At 45.3% G+C, this 17,680-nt stretch carries 16 protein-coding genes and 1 rRNA gene; 10 read left to right on the top strand and 7 right to left on the bottom strand.

What is annotated here, in order from left to right:
- The first annotated feature begins 114 nt into the window (after positions 1 to 114).
- Positions 115 to 975 carry a toxin-antitoxin system YwqK family antitoxin gene (locus tag AAA938_RS06320; protein WP_338227794.1) on the top strand — a complete coding sequence of 287 codons (861 nt, stop codon included), beginning with the start codon at positions 115 to 117 and terminating at the stop codon, positions 973 to 975.
- Here the strand turns inward: AAA938_RS06320 and AAA938_RS06315 are convergent.
- Both AAA938_RS06315 and AAA938_RS06310 read right to left on the bottom strand, forming a co-directional pair.
- On the bottom strand, positions 972 to 1,499 hold the full coding sequence (locus AAA938_RS06315; protein WP_338227793.1) for a lipid-binding SYLF domain-containing protein: 528 nt from the start codon (positions 1,497 to 1,499) through the stop codon (positions 972 to 974). The two genes, AAA938_RS06320 and AAA938_RS06315, sit on opposite strands and share 4 nt — an antisense overlap.
- Before the next feature lie 16 nt (positions 1,500 to 1,515).
- Positions 1,516 to 1,872 carry a YraN family protein gene (locus AAA938_RS06310; protein ID WP_338227792.1) on the bottom strand — a complete coding sequence of 119 codons (357 nt, stop codon included), beginning with the start codon at positions 1,870 to 1,872 and terminating at the stop codon, positions 1,516 to 1,518.
- Positions 1,873 to 1,955: 83 nt separating this feature from the next.
- On the opposite strand from AAA938_RS06310, the gene lipB reads away from it, so the two are divergent.
- The 6 genes from lipB to AAA938_RS06280 all read left to right on the top strand — a co-directional run bounded on the left by lipB (position 1,956) and on the right by AAA938_RS06280 (position 7,822).
- Positions 1,956 to 2,681 carry a lipoyl(octanoyl) transferase LipB gene (lipB, locus tag AAA938_RS06305; RefSeq protein ID WP_338227791.1) on the top strand — a complete coding sequence of 242 codons (726 nt, stop codon included), beginning with the start codon at positions 1,956 to 1,958 and terminating at the stop codon, positions 2,679 to 2,681.
- A gap of 140 nt (positions 2,682 to 2,821) precedes the next feature.
- Positions 2,822 to 3,223 (top strand): hypothetical protein, encoded by a 402-nt coding sequence (locus tag AAA938_RS06300; RefSeq protein WP_338227790.1) that lies wholly within the window; start codon positions 2,822 to 2,824, stop codon positions 3,221 to 3,223.
- 11 nt (positions 3,224 to 3,234) lie between these two features.
- Positions 3,235 to 3,984 (top strand): 3'-5' exonuclease, encoded by a 750-nt coding sequence (locus AAA938_RS06295; RefSeq protein WP_338227789.1) that lies wholly within the window; start codon positions 3,235 to 3,237, stop codon positions 3,982 to 3,984.
- Between the two features lie 48 nt (positions 3,985 to 4,032).
- Positions 4,033 to 6,240: a ribonuclease R gene (gene rnr / locus AAA938_RS06290; protein ID WP_338227788.1), complete on the top strand. Its 2,208-nt coding sequence runs from the start codon at positions 4,033 to 4,035 to the stop codon at positions 6,238 to 6,240.
- Positions 6,203 to 7,189: a polyprenyl synthetase family protein gene (locus tag AAA938_RS06285; RefSeq protein WP_338227787.1), complete on the top strand. Its 987-nt coding sequence runs from the start codon at positions 6,203 to 6,205 to the stop codon at positions 7,187 to 7,189. The genes rnr and AAA938_RS06285 overlap by 38 nt, the downstream gene beginning before the upstream one ends.
- 3 nt (positions 7,190 to 7,192) lie before the next feature.
- Positions 7,193 to 7,822 carry a rhomboid family intramembrane serine protease gene (locus tag AAA938_RS06280; RefSeq protein ID WP_338227786.1) on the top strand — a complete coding sequence of 210 codons (630 nt, stop codon included), beginning with the start codon at positions 7,193 to 7,195 and terminating at the stop codon, positions 7,820 to 7,822.
- A 66-nt stretch (positions 7,823 to 7,888) separates the two neighbouring features.
- On the opposite strand, the gene AAA938_RS06275 is transcribed toward AAA938_RS06280, so the two are convergent.
- The 4 genes from AAA938_RS06275 to rplU form a co-directional block, all read right to left on the bottom strand.
- The gene (locus AAA938_RS06275) at positions 7,889 to 8,632 is read right to left on the bottom strand and encodes a hypothetical protein (RefSeq protein ID WP_338227785.1); all 744 of its coding nucleotides are present in this window, start codon (positions 8,630 to 8,632) and stop codon (positions 7,889 to 7,891) included.
- A gap of 267 nt (positions 8,633 to 8,899) precedes the next feature.
- Positions 8,900 to 11,956 carry a WD40/YVTN/BNR-like repeat-containing protein gene (locus tag AAA938_RS06270; protein WP_420915732.1) on the bottom strand — a complete coding sequence of 1,019 codons (3,057 nt, stop codon included), beginning with the start codon at positions 11,954 to 11,956 and terminating at the stop codon, positions 8,900 to 8,902.
- 153 nt (positions 11,957 to 12,109) lie between these two features.
- Entirely contained in the window at positions 12,110 to 12,370 is a 261-nt protein-coding gene (gene rpmA / locus AAA938_RS06265; RefSeq protein WP_338227783.1) for a 50S ribosomal protein L27, read from the bottom strand.
- A 36-nt stretch (positions 12,371 to 12,406) separates the two neighbouring features.
- On the bottom strand, positions 12,407 to 12,718 hold the full coding sequence (gene rplU / locus AAA938_RS06260; protein ID WP_338227782.1) for a 50S ribosomal protein L21: 312 nt from the start codon (positions 12,716 to 12,718) through the stop codon (positions 12,407 to 12,409).
- Positions 12,719 to 13,417: 699 nt separating this feature from the next.
- Between rplU and AAA938_RS06255 the strand changes: the two genes are divergently transcribed.
- The 3 genes from AAA938_RS06255 (at position 13,418) to AAA938_RS06245 (ending at position 17,354) form a co-directional block, all read left to right on the top strand.
- Positions 13,418 to 14,398 (top strand): ribonucleoside-diphosphate reductase small subunit, encoded by a 981-nt coding sequence (locus AAA938_RS06255; RefSeq protein ID WP_338227781.1) that lies wholly within the window; start codon positions 13,418 to 13,420, stop codon positions 14,396 to 14,398.
- A 43-nt stretch (positions 14,399 to 14,441) separates the two neighbouring features.
- Positions 14,442 to 16,838 carry a ribonucleoside-diphosphate reductase subunit alpha gene (locus AAA938_RS06250; protein ID WP_338227780.1) on the top strand — a complete coding sequence of 799 codons (2,397 nt, stop codon included), beginning with the start codon at positions 14,442 to 14,444 and terminating at the stop codon, positions 16,836 to 16,838.
- A 144-nt stretch (positions 16,839 to 16,982) separates the two neighbouring features.
- The gene (locus tag AAA938_RS06245; RefSeq protein ID WP_338227779.1) at positions 16,983 to 17,354 is read left to right on the top strand and encodes a DinB family protein; all 372 of its coding nucleotides are present in this window, start codon (positions 16,983 to 16,985) and stop codon (positions 17,352 to 17,354) included.
- A 159-nt stretch (positions 17,355 to 17,513) separates the two neighbouring features.
- Here AAA938_RS06245 and rrf read toward each other — a convergent pair.
- A 5S ribosomal RNA gene (rrf, locus tag AAA938_RS06240) occupies positions 17,514 to 17,625 on the bottom strand.
- Between the last annotated feature and the right edge of the window lie 55 nt (positions 17,626 to 17,680).

Genomic DNA, 17,680 nt, shown 5'->3' with positions numbered 1-17,680 from the left:
ACAAATTCCTCAAAAATAGCCAGAAGATTATAAATAATAAACAAAACTTAGGATTTGCCTCTGAAATGTTATTTTTGGGTAAAATAGACCGCAAAAAGATCCGTTTTTTTAGGGATGAGCAAACCGTTTTCACTTGTACTTCTTCTTTTTCTTTTCGGGAGCAAAGTCAGTTTGGCCCAAAAAACCGACGATAGCAAGAAATCCGATCCGGATTCTTCCGGCGTGGTGGCTTCTGCGCTTTTACCCTCGGTAGCCCCGCTTTTGCTTTTTGATGAAGAAAAAGAAAAAGAAGCCAAAAAGGAGAAAAAGAAAAAGGCCCGGAAGAATATCTGGTTTGATGTGAAGACCCAAAGGGGATTTATCCGAAAAGAACTTCGGGGGCAGTATTACTTTGAATACTTTAATTATACCGATGCCGAGCGAAACCCTGACCCTTATATTCGGGATGTGTATTGGTATGACCCCAAAGAAAAAGCAATCAAGACAGAGGGCTATTCCAAAACCCAAGGCTATTTACTTCATGGACCCTATGAACGCTTGGTGAATGACGTAGTGGTAGAAAGCGGGATGTTTTACTACGGAATGAAACACAAAACCTGGATGCTATTCGACTCCAAAAATGTGCTTCAAGACAAAAGCCATTTCTCCGAAGGATGGCCCAAAGAATCCCGGATTAGCTACTATAATCGGGCGTCCAACTCCATAGAAGAGATCATCCCAGTACAATATGGACTGGAGGAAGGCAACTATTTCCACTTTCACGAAAACCAGCAGATCGCAGTCACCGGGGAATATAAGTACGGAGAAAAAGTGGGCCTGTGGACTGAATATTGGGACACCCAAAACACCAAAGCCATCCGGAAGCGTGAAATCCAGTATCAGGAAGAGCCCTATACAAAAAGTTTCCGCCCTTACATCCGCGCAGAATGGGACAAGGACGGAAACCTACTTTATCGAAAAGAAAACCTGAACTAGTTTTCAGAGAATTTGAACTGCTGTCCTCCTACGGAAGCTTCATACATCAAGCCGCCTTTGGTACGGGTGAAAACCATCACCCCGTCCACATACTTGGCATTGAGTGAGGCCCCTGAAGCTGCCGCTACAGCCGATACTTGAGCAGACATCTCAATTTTGTTTTCCTTGAACCGGTCAAACGCTTCTTTGTCTTCAAAAAATACTACTTCGCTGTAAGCCTGTCCACCTGCCTGGAATCCGATTGTGACCTGCGTCATTCGGGCAAAACCTATTCTGCTTCCCCCCTGATAAGCGACGCCATTACCGGAAGCCCCTCCTACTCCTAGACCTCCTTTTCCAACATTGGGAAGAATGATATACCCATAGGCTGATGAAAATAGCTTTGCCATATCAGGATCATCTTCTAAGAAGGCCGCCTTAGCTTCCTGAGAATCTTCAATGATTTTCTGGCTTTTTTTGTCTGATTGAGCATGGGCTACCAGGGCCCAGCCTACTACTAGTAGCAGAAGAGATAATTTTTTCATATGGAATTCAATTGGGTTAGTAAAATGCATCTTCAAAATGCCGGAATCTGACCGTACCCTCCCTGTCCTTATACACCCCTACTATATCAAATCGGATGTCTTTCTTCCAGTCATTTTCATAAATATACTGATCTGCAGCCTTCACGATCAGCTTTTTCTTCACCGAGTCCACAAATTCCTCGGCATAGCCAAAGCCCGTACCCGAGCGAAACTTCACCTCCACAAAAATCAACAGCCCCCTATGCTCCAAAATCAGATCAATCTCAGCATAGCCGTGCCGATAATTGGTCTCTTTCAATTCATACCCTTTGCTGACCAGCCAGTCTGCCGCCAATTGCTCGGCAAGCCTCCCGGCCTCATTGTGCTCTGCCATGGGAAATAATGGTTAATTTTGAAAAATCTAAGAACGAACTCGCCCTAAGGCCTGTTACCAAAAGAATTCCGAAGGGAAAACTAATGAATGAAATTATCAATAAAACGGTAGAATTCCGAGACTTAGGCCGGATGGACTACCAAGAAGCCTGGGACTATCAGGAAAAGATTTTTGCAGAAATCGTCGCTCTCAAAATCAAAAACAGAAACCTTCCCGCTGAGCAGCAGGTGGCCACTCCAAACTACCTCCTTTTTGTTGAGCATCCCCATGTCTACACCTTGGGGAAAAGCGGAAAGCCTGAAAACCTGCTTTTGGATGAAAATGGCCTAAAATCCCACCAAGCCAGCTACTACAAAATCAATCGGGGCGGTGATATCACCTACCATGGCCCGGGGCAATTGGTCGGGTATCCGATACTGGACTTGGACAATTTCTTCACCGATATCCACAAATACCTAAGACTGCTCGAAGAAGCGATCATATTGACTTTGGCGGATTACGGGATCGAAGCAGGGAGAATCGACGGGCTGACAGGCGTATGGCTGGATCATTTAGAGCAAAAGAACCCGAGGAAAATCTGCGCCATGGGAGTCAAATCCAGCCGCTGGGTGACCATGCATGGTTTTGCCTTCAACTTGAATGCCGACCTTTCCTATTTTGGACACATCATCCCCTGCGGCATCGACGACAAGGCGGTGACCTCCCTTCATCTGGAACTGGGAAGACCGGTGGATGAAATGGAAGCCAAAAACAAAGTCAAAAAGCATCTGGTTGAGCTTTTTGAGATGAACCTGATCGAAGCGAAATAGATCTAAATTAAAAATCCCTTCAAATTCTAGGATTTAGGGCTGAGGTCCAAATCAAGGCAACTCCCCCTTGTCAAGGGGGCAGGGGGATTTAAGAAGTTTAATTCAAGAAATAAACAGTTCCTAAATATTCAAGTAGGAAAATGAAAAAAGACATCGACTTCTCTCCCGTGACGGGAGTCAAACTAGCCATCGTCAAAGAAGAAAAACCCACCGGTACCGAATGGGCCGTTTACATCATCAACCTCAACCTGATCGAACTGAACACAGTGATGATCACCTCCAAAGGCTATGGGGAAATCGACGGAGAAAAAAGGCAAACCTCCACACTTCGCCACCTCATCAAAGAATTAGGGGCCGAGTCCGTGGCCAAAATCGAACCCATCGACCCTGCCGTCTTTATCCTGACTAACGAATTCTGGGTGAGCTACTACATTCTGGATCAGATTTTTGACAAAAAGTTTATCTTTACTCCGGGTAGTTTCGACCCGGTAAATCTCCGGCTCATCCCGGAGCTAGGCCTGGTGGGAATCCTTCACGGCTAAAACAGATGACTATGGCAGATTTTTTTGACCATCTGGGAGAAATCCTCTTTTTGGATATTGAAACCGCCTCCCAAACGGAATCTTTGGAAGAACTCAATCCCCGGATGCAGGAAGAGTGGCTAAAAAAAGAAAAACTCATCCGCACCGAAAATCCCGATCGGGAACCGGGTTCGCTTTATTTTGACCGGGCTGGAATCCATGCCGAATTTGGGCAGATCATCTGTGTGGGAGTTGGTTTTTTTCAGGTAAAAAAGAAAGAAAACAAGCTGCAATTCCGAACCAAGGTCTTTTCCCATCCGGACGAAAAGGAACTTCTTTCCGAATTCCACGCTTTGCTAAGTAAGAAAAAATGGATCCTCTGCGCTCATAACGGAAAGGAATTTGATTTTCCCTACCTCTGCAGAAGAATGCTCATCCAGGGAATCGCCCTTCCCGAACCTCTTCAGATTTCCGGAAGAAAGCCCTGGGAAGTCAGGCATCTGGACACCATGGACCTGTGGAGATTTGGGGATTACAAATATTACACCCGATTGGAGCTTTTGGCGGCGGTTTTTAATATTCCCACTTCCAAGGAAGGAATTGACGGCAGCGAGGTAAACACCACCTTTTACAAAGAAAAAGATCTCGGCAAAATCGAAAAATACTGCCTGAGAGATGTAGAAGTCACTGCTCGGATCTTTTTGGCCATGCACCCTCAGCCCGAAGAAATGGAACTGGAAATCATCACCACGGAAGATTCCAAAAAAGAACCAAAAGAATGAGCCCAGCCGATTCATTATCTTTTTACCTTAGAATAAATTAACCCACACATGGGAAGAAAATCAGACAGAAAAAAATCGAAAAAAACAAAAGGAGGATTCCGGGAAGGTAACGACTCCGGGACACTCTCCAAAAGAATCTTACAATTTTTAGACGCGCACTACGGCGAGGAATTTAACGCCAAGCAAATCATCAAACGACTGGAAATTCGCGACGCCATCCAAAAAGGAGGCGTGGAACCCGCCCTCTTCCGATTGGTGGAGGCTGGGAAAATCTCCAAAACTCCTAGAAACTACTTTTCCTCCAACCAAGACCCCGACTTCATCACCGGCACGGTGGACTATGTCAATCCAAGATTCGCATTTGTGATTCCGGATGATCCTGCTGCTACTATAGGAGATATTTTGGTCAAAGAGGCCGATCTCAAGCAGGCCCTGGATGGGGACAAAGTCCGCGTGATGGTATTTCCCCTCAAAGGAAAAACAGGGAGAACTGAAGGCCGTGTCTTGGAAATCCTAGAGCGGAACCGGGACGAATTTGTGGGTAGAGTGGAAATCTCTCCCCGCTTTGCCTTTGTGGTGCCCGATTTCAAAAAGATGCACAAGGACATCTTTGTCCATCGCGGGGACCTGATGGGTGCCGAGCACAACGAAAAAGTCATCGTCAAACTCACCGAATGGCGGGAAGATGACAAAAACCCAACGGGAAAAGTCATCCGGGTACTTGGCAAGGCCGGTTTGCACGAAGTGGAAATCCACTCCATCATGGCCGAATTTGGATTGCCATTCGAATACCCAAAAGAAGCCGATGAAGAGGCCAATGCCATTCCTGAAAAAATCTCTTCCAACGAAATCAAGGCCCGAAAAGACTTCCGGGATGTGCTCACCTTTACCATCGACCCGGTTGATGCCAAGGACTTTGACGATGCGATTTCTTATCGGGAACTGGAAAACGGCAACCTGGAAATCGGGGTGCATATCGCCGATGTGACCCACTATGTGAAGCAAAAAACGGCTTTGGAAAAAGAAGCCTACAATCGAGCCACCTCGGTTTACCTCGTGGACCGAACCATCCCAATGCTTCCCGAGCGATTGAGTAACGGGCTTTGCTCTCTCCGTCCAAATGAGGATAAGCTGACTTTTGCCTGCGTCTTTGAAATGGACCGAAATGCGCGGGTGGTCAATCACTGGATTGGTCGCACGATCATCCACTCCAACCGGCGCTATGCCTACGAGGAGGCGCAGGAATGCATCGATACCCAATCAGGGGACTATTTCCAGGAGTTGACCTTGCTCAATGAACTGGCCAAGAAGATCCGGAAGCAGCGATTTGACAAAGGTGCAGTAAACTTTGAGACCGTTGAGGTGAAGTTTAAGCTGGATGAAAAAGGAACGCCACTTGGGCTTTTTGTCAAGGAGCGAAAAGACATCCACAAGCTCATCGAGGAGTTTATGCTCCTAGCCAATAAGTATGTGGCCGAATTCATTTTCCGAAAAAATCAGGGTGCCGACACTTTTGTGTACCGAACTCACGACAGTCCGGATTTGGACCGATTGGAGACTTTCTCCGGCTTTGCGAAGCGATTTGGCCATCAGATGGACGTGACCAATGTGCAGAAAATCTCTGCCGCACTCAATAAGCTCATGGACGAAATTCAGGGCAAACCCGAACAAAATGTCCTAGAGCAACTCGCAATCCGCAGTATGGCCAAAGCCAAGTACACCACCGAACCGAAAGGGCACTTTGGCTTGGCTTTCCAGCATTATACCCACTTCACTTCCCCAATCCGCCGATACCCGGACATGATGGTGCACCGATTGCTGGAGCATTACTTGGAGGGAGGAAAATCTCAGGATGCGGAGCCTTGGGAGCAGAAATGTGTGCATTCCTCTGAGCGGGAAAAGCGAGCCGCCGATGCCGAGCGTGCCTCCATCAAATACAAGCAGGTGGAATACATGTCCCTTGCCGAGCAGAAGGATTACGAGGGCATTGTCAGTGGTGTGACCGAGTGGGGAGTTTTCGTAGAAATCACCGAAACCAAGTGTGAGGGCATGATCCGTGTCCAGGATATGGATGACGATTACTACGAATTTGACGAAAGAAACATGCGTCTGATTGGGACGAGAAGTAAAAAAATGATCACTTTGGGTGACAAAGTCGTGGTCCGTGTAGTTAATACGGATATCGACCGTCGAACCATCGATTTGGAATTTGCAGATAATGACAGAAAAAAGTCTCGCCCACGCGCTTTTAACTAAGCTGGAACAACACATCAGCACCCACTCTTTCGGAGAATCCCCCACCGAACTTTACGAACCGATCACCTACATTATGAGCCTGGGAGGCAAACGGATACGTCCGCTTCTTTCGCTTTTGGCGTATGGGATCTATGGGAAAAATCCGGAAGAAATCTTATCTCAGGCCGCTGCGGTGGAGGTTTTTCACAACTTCACCCTGATGCATGACGACATCATGGACAATGCCCCGCTGCGAAGAGGAAAGGCTACCGTCCATGAAAAGTGGAATGCAAACATCGCCATTCTTTCCGGAGATGTGATGCTCGTGAGAGCTTATGATTTGCTTTTGGGCACAGACCCAAAGTTGCTAACTGAGGTGATCAGATTGTTCAACAAAACCGCGGCGGAAGTCTGCGAAGGACAGCAGTTTGACATGAACTTTGAGGCCTACGAGACCGTCCACGAAGACGAATACCTCAACATGATCCGTCTCAAAACAGCTGTATTGCTGGGTTTTGCCCTTCAGCTTGGGGCGGTTTTGGCTGGGGCTGAAAGGGAAGATGCGCAAAAGCTGTATGAGTTTGGAGTCAATATCGGTGTGGGATTTCAGTTGAAAGACGACCTGCTCGATGTCTATGCCGATCAGGCTAAGTTTGGCAAGCAGGTGGGCGGAGATATCATTTCAAACAAAAAGACCTTTCTCTTGATCAAAGCCTTGGAACTTGCCCAAGGAGAGGATTTGGCAGCATTGAATCATTGGCTTTCGCTGAAAGAATTTGACAAAGTCGAGAAGGTAAACGCTGTGAAAGCGATCTATGAAAAACTCGGCATCCGCAGCCTGACCGAAGCCAAGATGCAATCCTACTTTGAAGCAGGCTTCAGCCAATTTGAAGGTCTGCACTTCAAAAACGAGGAATACTATCAGGCTTTGTACGCCATAACCCAAGACCTGATTCATCGGGAGAAATAAGCCATGGAATTGACTTTGACCACCGCAATCATCGGGATCACAGCGATTACCAGCATTCTTGGGTTCAACCGGCCCGAACTGCTTGACCGGTGGATGTTTACCCCCTATCGGATCAAAAACCGAAACCAATGGGATAGGTTTATCCTTTCCGGATTCATCCACAAGGACTACATCCACCTACTCTTCAACATGTTTACCTTCTACTTCTTTGGAGGAGTGGTGGAAATGTTTTTGAGGTATCAGTTTGGGAAAGGTATGGGTGGATTCCTGTTTGTAGCCTTCTACCTCTTGGGAATTATCATTTCGGATATCCCAACCTATTTGAAAAATCAGGACAACAGTTACTATCGGGCTTTGGGCGCTTCGGGAGGAACAGCCGCAACGGTATTTGCCAGCATCGTGATCATGCCTTTATCTGACATTTGCCTGTTTGGAATTATCTGCCTTCCCGGATTTATCCTTGGAGGCTTATTTTTGATCTATTCCTATGTCAAGGGCAAGCAGGACAGCGACGGCATCAACCACGACGCCCACCTGTACGGAGCGATTTTCGGGATTCTTTTTATCCTAATTCTATCCCCTTCAAGTGCGGGGATGTTTTTAGAGCAGATTAAGGGGTTTAGGGTGTTTTAGAAAGGAAAATCTTAGCTCTCATTGTTGGCCCTGCTTTTAGTCAAGGGCTTTACACTCAGGATTCTATCATTTCCTGACATAGTATTGAGTCGAACCAATATCAGTGATAAGTTTTAGGGAATCCGAGGACACTTCATACTGATACTCAATGGCTGTCCCGTCAACGGTTATTGTTAAAATACTATTGCTTAAAGTAGACCAAGTTGCTTTTGGGATTTGTGTGTAGTCCAAGGGCTTCGTATATCCGTTCTCTTTAAATACATCTCGGATCATTTGTAAATCATACACTACCAACCCATTTTTCATGAATGAGGTGACATAAGCCTTTTTGGTAAGAATATTATCCTTTTCGGCTTTTCCTGTGCTATCCTTGGAAAGGTAACAAACCCAATTACCTATAATTCTCGGATCCAATGAATCCGTATTAGCTTCTTTAAAAAAAGTTTGGACTATATTCCGCTTAGGAGAGGCTATTCTCTCGAAAAGGGTGCTGTAGCTTTTCCCATCCAATTCAAAGGAAATAGTCAAATGATTGGAATCCTCTAAAAGTTCGGCACAAACAGTAAGATCCTCTCCCTCATTTTGAGGGAGAGGAAATGTTAATTTTCCAGTTGAAATTTGGCCAATAACCTGAATAGATTCTTTTTCGGAATAAAATAGTTTTATGAGCGTATTGCCTTTTTGCTCCTCGATAATTAGCAAGTTTTTATCAGTCACCAAACTCCCTTGATAAGCTCCATTGAAGCCTTGACCAAAGGAATTAGCTATCAGTAAAAAAAATAATCCGAAAAAGAATATCAGAGGTTTCATGGGCTAAGTTTTTATATACAGGTAAGTTACTTTCACCTTAATAAACATAATAAACAACTATTAGTCTACCTAATCTTTAAAAGATAGAAATAGATTTACATCGCCTTTATTATCATTAATTTATTTCTCCGTCTTATCCGATGATATTTTTGGAGCAGATAAAGGGGTTTAGGGTGTTTTAGAAACAAAGACCTGGCAGGTTTTCGAATCCTGCCAGGTCTGATTATCAAAAAAATGGCCTCCAGATCACTCTAGAGGCCTTTTTCATTACTTTTTGATTTCTAACTTGGTTTTCATTTCCTCGATATTGAGCAGTCGGGAAATCTGCTCCCGCTCCAGTTTTCGGAATCGGGCGAGCTGCACATCAATTTGCTCGGTGAGCTCTTTTCTCACCGCCTCAGACTGATCCGTTGGCTTGTAATCTCCATTACCAACCACACTGCTCAGGTGAGCCAGTTTGTTATTGAGCCGAATCGGATAGTTAAGCGGATCTTGACCACTTCGGTTTTTGGTCTGATAGAGGGTCTCCTCGATTTCCTGCATTTCAGCTTTGATTTGGTCTAGATTATCGGGTTTGGTAGAAAGCGAATCCAGCTCGGATCGATAGGCCCGAATCAGCTTGATGGTCTGATGGGTTTCGGTGATTTTGTCCCGAACAGCCATCAAGAACGCGAATTGCTCTTCCAATTCTGCCTGAGTGGATTCATAGCGAGGATCAGCCAATACTTTGAAGATTTGCTCCTGCGCCTGACCATCTACGGTCATTTTCACTTTGTAAGTTCCCGGAACCACCTTGGGACCGCGAAGGTTGGCTGCCCACATAATCAATCCGTCAAAGCCTTCTGCATTTTCCACTCTCAGGTTCCAGTTGAATTCACCTGCTCCGGGCTTCACTTTGAGTGTATCCCCATTTACACCTTTGGTAGAGAACCAGCGGATACGCTCATTTTTGTCATTGAAGAATTCGATTTTCAGCTCATCAGCAGGTTTTTCCTTCAGGAAGTAATACACCAAAACCCCTCCCGGACGATTGGTTCCATTGGTCAGACTGCTTCTTTTCATGCCATCCATTCGGTAGGAATCCTGAGGCTTGTAGAGATGGAAAGCCTTGTTTTCGATTCCCGGTTCGGCTTGATGCAATACCGTCAGATCATCTATGATCCAGAAAGACCGGCCCTGAGTAGCTGCGATCAGATTATTTTCTTTGATAGTCAGATCTGTGATCGGCACGATCGGCAGATTCAATTGCAGCGAATGCCAACTCGCTCCGTCGTCCTTGGAGTAATACATGGCGGTTTCGGTACCGGCATAGAGCATTCCTCTTTTGACCGGATCGGCTCTCACCACTCGGGTGAAATGCTCCGGATCGATTCCGGAAACGATCTTTGTCCAGGTTTTTCCATAATCGGTAGTCTTGTAGAGATAAGGCTGGTAATTCCCCATTTTGTATCCAGTAGCTGCGAAATATGCTTCTCCAGCATCGAATGGACTGGCTTCGATGGAGTTGATCTGAAGCCACTCGGGCATGTCTTTCGGAGTTACATTTTGCCAGGTTACACCATTGTCAGTAGTCACGTGAACGAGTCCATCATCCGAACCCGCCCAGATCACTCCTTGCTTTAAAGGAGACTCAGCGGCAGTGAATATGGTCGCATAGTATTCTACCGAGGTATTGTCTTTGGTGATCGGACCACCTGAGGGACCGAGTTTGCTTTTATCATTTCGGGTCAGGTCAGGAGAAAATACTTCCCAGCTTTGTCCATAATCCGTAGATCGGTGAAACTGATTACTTGTGGTGTAGAGGAGTTTGGGATTGTGAGGGGAAAAGAAGATCGGGAAATTCCACTGGAATCGGTACTTCATACCTTCTGCACCATGACCCATCGGGTTATCCGGCCAAACGTTGACTGTACGCGAAGTTCCGTTTCTGTGATTTTCCCAGGTCAATAGACCTCCATAAGACCCTCCAAAAACTATGTCATTATCCAAGGGATCAGGAGCAATCCATCCGGATTCCCCACCGGCAGTAGGCTGCCAATCATCTTCTGTAATCGCTCCTCCATCATTTCGGTGACGGATTCGGACGGTAGAGTTGTCCTGCTGTGCACCATAAATGCGGTAAGGAAAGCTATTGTCGGTGGTCACCCGGTAAAACTGAGAAGTTGGCTGATTCATATAGGTAGTCCAGTTGGCACCTCCGTCCTCGGACACCTGAGCCCCACCGTCATCGGCGATGATCATTCGCTGATTGTTGGCAGGATCGATCCACAAGTCATGATGGTCTCCATGAGGAGCGTTAGCGCCTTTGAAGGTTTTGCCCCCATCGGTGGATTTGTGATAGCTCACATTGAGTACGTAGACAGTTTCCTCATCCTGAGTATCTGCATAGATTCGGGAATAGTACCAAGCTCGCTGACGAAGGCTTCGGTCTTCGTTGACTTTCTCCCAGGTTTGTCCTGCGTCTTTGGAGGTAAATACCCCACCATTGTCATTTTCGATGATGGCGTAGAGTCGGTTAGAGTTTTTGGGAGAAACGGTAATTCCCATGATTCCCAGGACTCCTTGAGGGAAGGTTTCCTTTGCGGATAGTTCCTCCCAGTTTTTACCACCATCAGTGGATTTGAACATTTTGGAACCCGGGCCACCACTTTCCAGACTGTAGGGAGTTCGTTTGATTTCCCAAGTGGTGGCATAGATGGTCTCTGGATTATTTGGATCGAGGATTAAATCCACAGCACCGGCTTGTTCATTCGTGTATAGGATTTTCTCCCAGTTTTTCCCTCCATCAGTGGTTTTGTAAACCCCTCGCATCTCGGTAGGCTGAAAGATATCTCCCAAAACCGCGGCATAGACCACGTCAGGGTTGGTAGGATGAATCCGAAGTCTGGAAATAAATCGGCTTTTCTCAAGCCCGGCCTGAGACCAGGTTTTTCCGGCATCGGTACTTTTCCACATCCCGTAACCAAAAGAGACATTGCCTCGGACGGTTTTCTCTCCTCCTCCGGCATAGACAATGGAGGTGTCACTCTCGGCTACAGCCACGGCACCCATGGAGCCACCGAAAAAGCCGTCGGAAACAGATTTCCAGGTTTGTCCTGCATTGGTGGTTTTCCAGATTCCGCCTCCGGTGGAAGCAAAGTAATAGGTCTTGTCACTGCCATTTACTCCGGTCACCCCATCGGCTCTTCCTCCCCGGAAGGGACCAATCAGGCGCCACTGGACGGCATCATACACTTTGGGATCGGGGACTTGCTGCGCAAAGAGCAGATTCCCGGCAAGAGTCAGGAGCAAGACAAGCCCTGACCAGGAAAATCTAGTGATCATCTTCATCTAATGTTGGTTGGTGTTGATTCAATTCAAAAGTTAGGAGGAATCATGGAAAAATCACTTTTTTCTTGACCAATGGTGGAAAAATTCGGGTAGGCACAAAAAAAACCTCTTCGTTGGAAGAGGTTTAGCGTTTCATTGAGGTAGGTCTTAGGCCTGAACAGGCTCTACACTTACGTAAGACTTGCCGTCTGCTTTCTTCTTGAATGCTACCACTCCGTCAGAAAGTGCAAACAAGGTGTGGTCTTTGCCAACACCTACATTGAGTCCAGCATGATGCTTGGTGCCTCTTTGTCTTACGATGATATTACCGGCGATTACTACTTCACCGCCAAATTTTTTCACACCCAATCTTTTGGAATGTGATTCACGACCGTTTTTGGAACTACCTACACCTTTTTTGTGTGCCATGGTTTTGTACGTTTATGAATTTCCGGATGGAAAATTTCAGAGTGAAATGTTTTCGATCAATACTTTGGTGAAGTCTTGTCTGTGACCGTTCTTCTTTTTGTAGCCTTTTCTTCGCTTCTTTTTGAAGATAATCACTTTGTCACCTTTGACATGATCCAGGATTTTCCCGGATACCTTTGCTCCAGCTAGAGTAGGAGCGCCTACAGACACAGCGCCGTCAGCTTCTGCCAACAAGACCTGGTCGAATTCCACGGAAGCGCCAGCTTCGCCATCCAGCTTGGGAGCGTAGACGAACTGATCTTTTGTTACTTTGAACTGCTTTCCTGCGATGTTTACAATTGCGTACATTGAGAATTGATTTATCGAAATCGGAGTGCAAATATAGGGAATACATTTGGAACAAAAAACCAAAGTCCAAAAATGAAAAGGGAATCTCTGTGCAGAAAAGTAAAGAAAACGAATATAACCTAGGTTGGGATCCTTCATCCTTTATATAATAGTGGAACCAAAAAGATATCCCTCCTCCAATTTCCACATAATGAGGGGTGAGAAGTTCAACTATCCTTGACAAAAAGCAGATTAAAAACACCATCTTTCCCTCCTGTCAATCATGGGGTATATTCACTATTCCCAAGCGGAATCTGGCATTTACCCTGAAAATGAACAGCTTGAAAAAGCCAAGCTATTGGCGAACCACTTGGTAAAACAGGGCAATTCTTTTTGACTTAAGTTCAAAATTTTAGTCACATTTTCTTGTGGAAAACTTTTTTGAATTTGTTGAAAATATTTCAAACGTCGGATATGGGCCTATTTGATTGATTTTTAACTTGACTTAAGAACACATAAAATACTGATTTAATGATCTATATACATTTTCTGACTTAAGGTCAAAAAAGTGATTAAAGTACCTGTTTAGGGATTTTTTTTTTATCATTTTGCTTTACATATTTGTTCATAGGCTGTTCTGAAAAGGCAGCCTTTGCTATCAGCAGCCCAGCCAAAGGAGAGTTTGAAGCCCATTTGTTTACATTAAAACCAGAGAGAAAGATGCAGCAAGAACCCATTTTACAAGAGAACAAAAACAGATTTGTCCTATTCCCAATTCAGCATGCCGACATATGGCAGTTTTATAAAAAGGCTGAAGCAAGTTTTTGGACAGCAGAGGAGATTGATTTGAGTCAGGACTTGACCGACTGGAAAAACCTGAACGACGGAGAGCGACACTTTATTTCTCATGTCTTGGCCTTCTTCGCAGCTTCCGACGGAATCGTCAACGAAAACCTAGCAGAGCATTTCGTAGCTGAGGTTCAGTACACCGAGGCCAAGTTTTTCTACGGCTTCCAGATTGCCATGGAAAACATCCACTCCGAGACCTACTCCTTATTGATCGATACTTATATCAAAGATGCTGCAGAAAGAGACAAGCTCCTCAATGCCATTGAGCATATTGATTGTGTAAAGAAAAAAGCAGACTGGGCACTGCGATGGATCGATAATGGCAACTTCCAGGAAAGATTAATTGCCTTTGCTGCGGTAGAAGGAATCTTCTTTTCCGGCTCTTTCTGCTCCATCTTCTGGCTGAAGAAAAGAGGCTTGATGCCTGGCTTGACCTTCTCCAATGAATTGATCTCAAGAGATGAGGGATTGCACTGCGACTTTGCCTGCCATCTCTATACCAAGCATGTGATCAATCAGCTACCAAAAGACACCGTACGGGAAATCATCATGGACGCAGTGGCCATCGAAAAAGAATTTGTAACCGATGCTCTTCCTGTACGATTGATCGGAATGAATGCAGACCTGATGTGTCAATACATCGAGTTTGTGGCTGATCGCTTGTTGATGGAATTGGGCTGCGAAAAAGTCTGGAACAGCACCAATCCATTTGACTTCATGGAAATGATCTCCCTGCAGGGTAAGACTAACTTCTTTGAGAAAAGAGTTGGAGATTATCAGAAAGCAGGAGTCATGAAATCCACAGAGCCTGCCGAGAGCGCTGCACGATTCTCCATTGAGGAGGACTTTTAATACCCCACTTTTCTACCACCAACCATCCTAAAATCGCCTGCATATGTTAGTAATCAAAAGAGACGGAAGAAGAGAATCAGTAAGATTCGACAAAATCACAGCAAGGATTGAAAACCTTTGCTACGAATTAGACCCAAAATTCATTCAGCCAATTGAAGTGGCAAAAAAGGTCATCGACGGCCTTTATGATGGGGTGACCACATCAGAATTGGATAATCTGGCAGCGGAGGTTTGTGCTTCCCTGACGGTACGCCATCCGGACTATGCGATTTTGGCTGCCCGTATAGCTATATCCAACCTTCATAAGACAACCAGTCAGTCCTTTTCCAATACCATGAAAAGGCTATATACCTACATCAATCCCAAAACAGGAGAAAATGCTCAATTGATCGATACCGAAGTCTACGGAATCATCAAGAAGAATGCAGCCCGACTGGATGATGCAATTGATTACAAAAGGGATTTTGGGTACGATTACTTTGGCTACAAGACGCTAGAAAGAAGCTATCTGATCCGCTTGGATGGTAAGGTGGTCGAAAGACCTCAGCACATGTTGATGAGAGTCGCTGTGGGTATCCACAGAGAGGATATTGAGTCTGCCATTGAGACCTACAACCTGCTTTCTGAAAAGTGGTTTACCCATGCCACTCCTACCCTCTTCAACGCCGGTACTCCAAAACCTCAGCTTTCCTCTTGCTTCCTTCTCACGATGAAGGACGACAGTATCGATGGGATTTATGATACGCTTAAGCAATGTGCCAAAATCTCCCAATCAGCTGGAGGTATCGGGCTATCCATTCACCATGTAAGAGCCAAAGGAAGCTATATCAAAGGCACCAATGGCGTATCGAATGGAATTGTGCCGATGCTGAGAAACTTTGACATGACTGCACGCTACGTAGATCAGGGAGGAGGAAAAAGAAAAGGCAGCTTTGCCATCTACTTAGAGCCTTGGCATGCCGATATCAAAGACTTCCTGGAGCTAAAGAGAAATCACGGGAAAGAAGAGATGCGTGCAAGAGATCTTTTCTATGCGCTGTGGATTCCGGATTTGTTCATGAAGCGAGTGGAGAAAAACGAAGAATGGTCTCTATTCTGCCCCAATGAAGCCCCTGGTCTTTCAGATTGTCACGGAGAAGAATTTGAGCGACTGTATGAAAAGTATGAGAAGGAGGGCATGGCAAGAGAAACCATCAAAGCGCAGGAACTTTGGTTTGAAGTTTTGGAATCTCAGATTGAGACAGGAACTCCTTACATGCTCTACAAGGATGCAGCAAACAGCAAATCCAATCAGCAGAATCTGGGAACCATCAAGTCTTCCAACCTTTGTACCGAAATCATAGAATATACAGCACCGGATGAAGTAGCTGTATGTAACCTGGCTTCCATTGCTTTACCAAAATTTGTGACAGCAGGACCGGATGGCAAGTTATTCTTCGACCACTCCAAGCTGTATGAAATCACCAAAGTGGCTACCAAAAACCTGAACAAGGTAATTGACATCAATTACTATCCGGTGGAAGAAGCAAGAAGATCCAACTTCCGACACAGACCCATCGGATTGGGTATTCAGGGCTTGGCTGATGCCTTCATCATGCTCAAAATGCCATTTGATTCGGTAGAAGCCCGAGGCCTCAATGAGGATATCTTTGAAACCATTTATTATGCGGCCGTGGAGACTTCCATGGAGTTGGCTAGAGTACAAGGCACGTATGAGACCTATGATGGTAGTCCTGCTTCCAAAGGAGTTCTTCAGTTTGACATGTGGGGAGTGACTCCTAAGTCCGGAAGATGGAATTGGGATCAGCTGAAAGAGAAAGTGAAGAAATACGGCTTGAGAAACTCTCTGCTTGTGGCACCAATGCCTACTGCTTCTACTTCTCAGATTCTTGGTAACAATGAGTGCTTTGAGCCTTATACCACCAACATCTACACCAGAAGAACTCTATCTGGAGAGTTTATCGTGGTTAATAAGCACCTGATGAAAGACTTGATCAATCTAGGCTTGTGGAATGACACCATGAGAAACCGATTGATTTCTACCAATGGCTCTGTTCAAAATATTCCGAATATCCCACAGAATATCAAGGATCTGTATAAGACAGTGTGGGAAATATCTCAAAAAGTAATCATTGACATGGCTGCTGATCGAGGCGCCTATATCTGCCAGTCACAGAGTATGAACATCTTCATGCAAGATCCAAACTTCGGTAAGCTCACCTCTATGCATTTCTATGCTTGGAAAAAAGGCCTAAAGACAGGTATGTACTACCTGAGATCTCAAGCAGCTGCTTCGGCGATTAAGTTTACATTGGATAAGTCGGCCCTTGAGCCCAAAGTGGAAAAAGCCAATGAAGTAGAAGCCATTAAAACACAAAAGCAAGACGCCATCGCGTGCTCACTGGATGATCCGGAAGGCTGCGAAATGTGCGGAAGTTAAATTTTCTAGAGTTCGTAAAATGGATAAAAGGCGTTTGATAGTATCAAGCGCTTTTTTGTTTCCCTATATTGTAAAATGGATTTAGAAAAAATTGAGCACCGTCTTCAGGCTTTAAAAAGTGATTCCCTGGCTAAGTTTGGTATAATGACCCCACAGCATATGGTTGAGCATTTGATTTTGACTATCAAGCTTTCTTATGGTCGGGTCAAAATCCCCGATTTCATCCCAAATGAAAAGCAGTTAAATGCCAAACAAGCCCTTTTGTACACCGATATGGAATTTCCGGAAGGCGTGCGGGCTCCCGGATTACCGGCAGAGTTATTGGACTTACGGTATCCAGACTTGGACACCGCAAAAGGAGAATTGAAAAAGGCCATACAAGCCTATCAAGAGACTTTTGAGAAAAGCCCGGAGGCAGAGTTCACCCATCCTCGATTTGGTTTGTTAACCCATAAGGAATGGGAGATTTTTCACCACAAACATATCGGGCACCATTTTCGGCAGTTTGGGATATGAATTAAAAAATAATTTGGGTTTTGAAGGTTAAATAGATCATATTAAAGAAACGAATTCTACCCTCCCACTTCTTTCTTCTTGGCTCTTGCCTCTTGTCTCCTGTATCTACTGAAGGTCCTAAAACACAAAAACCCCAGTCGTATGACTGAGGTTTGAATAATGTGGCGGCGACCTACTCTCCCGGGTGTAACCCCAGTACCATCGGCGCTGCAGGGCTTAACTTCTCTGTTCGGGATGGGAAGAGGTGGGACCCCTGCGCTAGGCCGCCTAAATTGTAAGTATGCAGTGATCAGTGATCAGCCTGCATCTAATATCTTGTGTTCTGC

Origin of the sequence: Algoriphagus taiwanensis, assembly GCF_036245645.1 — a bacterium.
Lineage (GTDB): Bacteria > Bacteroidota > Bacteroidia > Cytophagales > Cyclobacteriaceae > Algoriphagus > Algoriphagus taiwanensis.
This window is presented reverse-complemented; position numbering and strand designations above follow the sequence as displayed.

Excerpts from the sequence above, each read along its gene's own strand:
- rpmA (WP_338227783.1), bottom strand. The coding sequence starts at position 12,370 with ATGGCACACAAAAAAGGTGTAGGTAGTTCCAAAAACGGTCGTGAATCA.
- rnr (WP_338227788.1), top strand. The coding sequence starts at position 4,033 with ATGGGAAGAAAATCAGACAGAAAAAAATCGAAAAAAACAAAAGGAGGA.
- AAA938_RS06245 (WP_338227779.1), top strand. The coding sequence starts at position 16,983 with ATGACCCCACAGCATATGGTTGAGCATTTGATTTTGACTATCAAGCTT.
- AAA938_RS06255 (WP_338227781.1), top strand. The coding sequence starts at position 13,418 with ATGCAGCAAGAACCCATTTTACAAGAGAACAAAAACAGATTTGTCCTA.
- AAA938_RS06295 (WP_338227789.1), top strand. The coding sequence starts at position 3,235 with ATGGCAGATTTTTTTGACCATCTGGGAGAAATCCTCTTTTTGGATATT.
- AAA938_RS06285 (WP_338227787.1), top strand. The coding sequence starts at position 6,203 with ATGACAGAAAAAAGTCTCGCCCACGCGCTTTTAACTAAGCTGGAACAA.
- AAA938_RS06320 (WP_338227794.1), top strand. The coding sequence starts at position 115 with ATGAGCAAACCGTTTTCACTTGTACTTCTTCTTTTTCTTTTCGGGAGC.
- AAA938_RS06315 (WP_338227793.1), bottom strand. The coding sequence starts at position 1,499 with ATGAAAAAATTATCTCTTCTGCTACTAGTAGTAGGCTGGGCCCTGGTA.
- rplU (WP_338227782.1), bottom strand. The coding sequence starts at position 12,718 with ATGTACGCAATTGTAAACATCGCAGGAAAGCAGTTCAAAGTAACAAAA.
- AAA938_RS06280 (WP_338227786.1), top strand. The coding sequence starts at position 7,193 with ATGGAATTGACTTTGACCACCGCAATCATCGGGATCACAGCGATTACC.
- AAA938_RS06300 (WP_338227790.1), top strand. The coding sequence starts at position 2,822 with ATGAAAAAAGACATCGACTTCTCTCCCGTGACGGGAGTCAAACTAGCC.
- AAA938_RS06250 (WP_338227780.1), top strand. The coding sequence starts at position 14,442 with ATGTTAGTAATCAAAAGAGACGGAAGAAGAGAATCAGTAAGATTCGAC.
- AAA938_RS06310 (WP_338227792.1), bottom strand. The coding sequence starts at position 1,872 with ATGGCAGAGCACAATGAGGCCGGGAGGCTTGCCGAGCAATTGGCGGCA.
- AAA938_RS06275 (WP_338227785.1), bottom strand. The coding sequence starts at position 8,632 with ATGAAACCTCTGATATTCTTTTTCGGATTATTTTTTTTACTGATAGCT.
- AAA938_RS06270 (WP_420915732.1), bottom strand. The coding sequence starts at position 11,956 with ATGATCACTAGATTTTCCTGGTCAGGGCTTGTCTTGCTCCTGACTCTT.
- lipB (WP_338227791.1), top strand. The coding sequence starts at position 1,956 with ATGAATGAAATTATCAATAAAACGGTAGAATTCCGAGACTTAGGCCGG.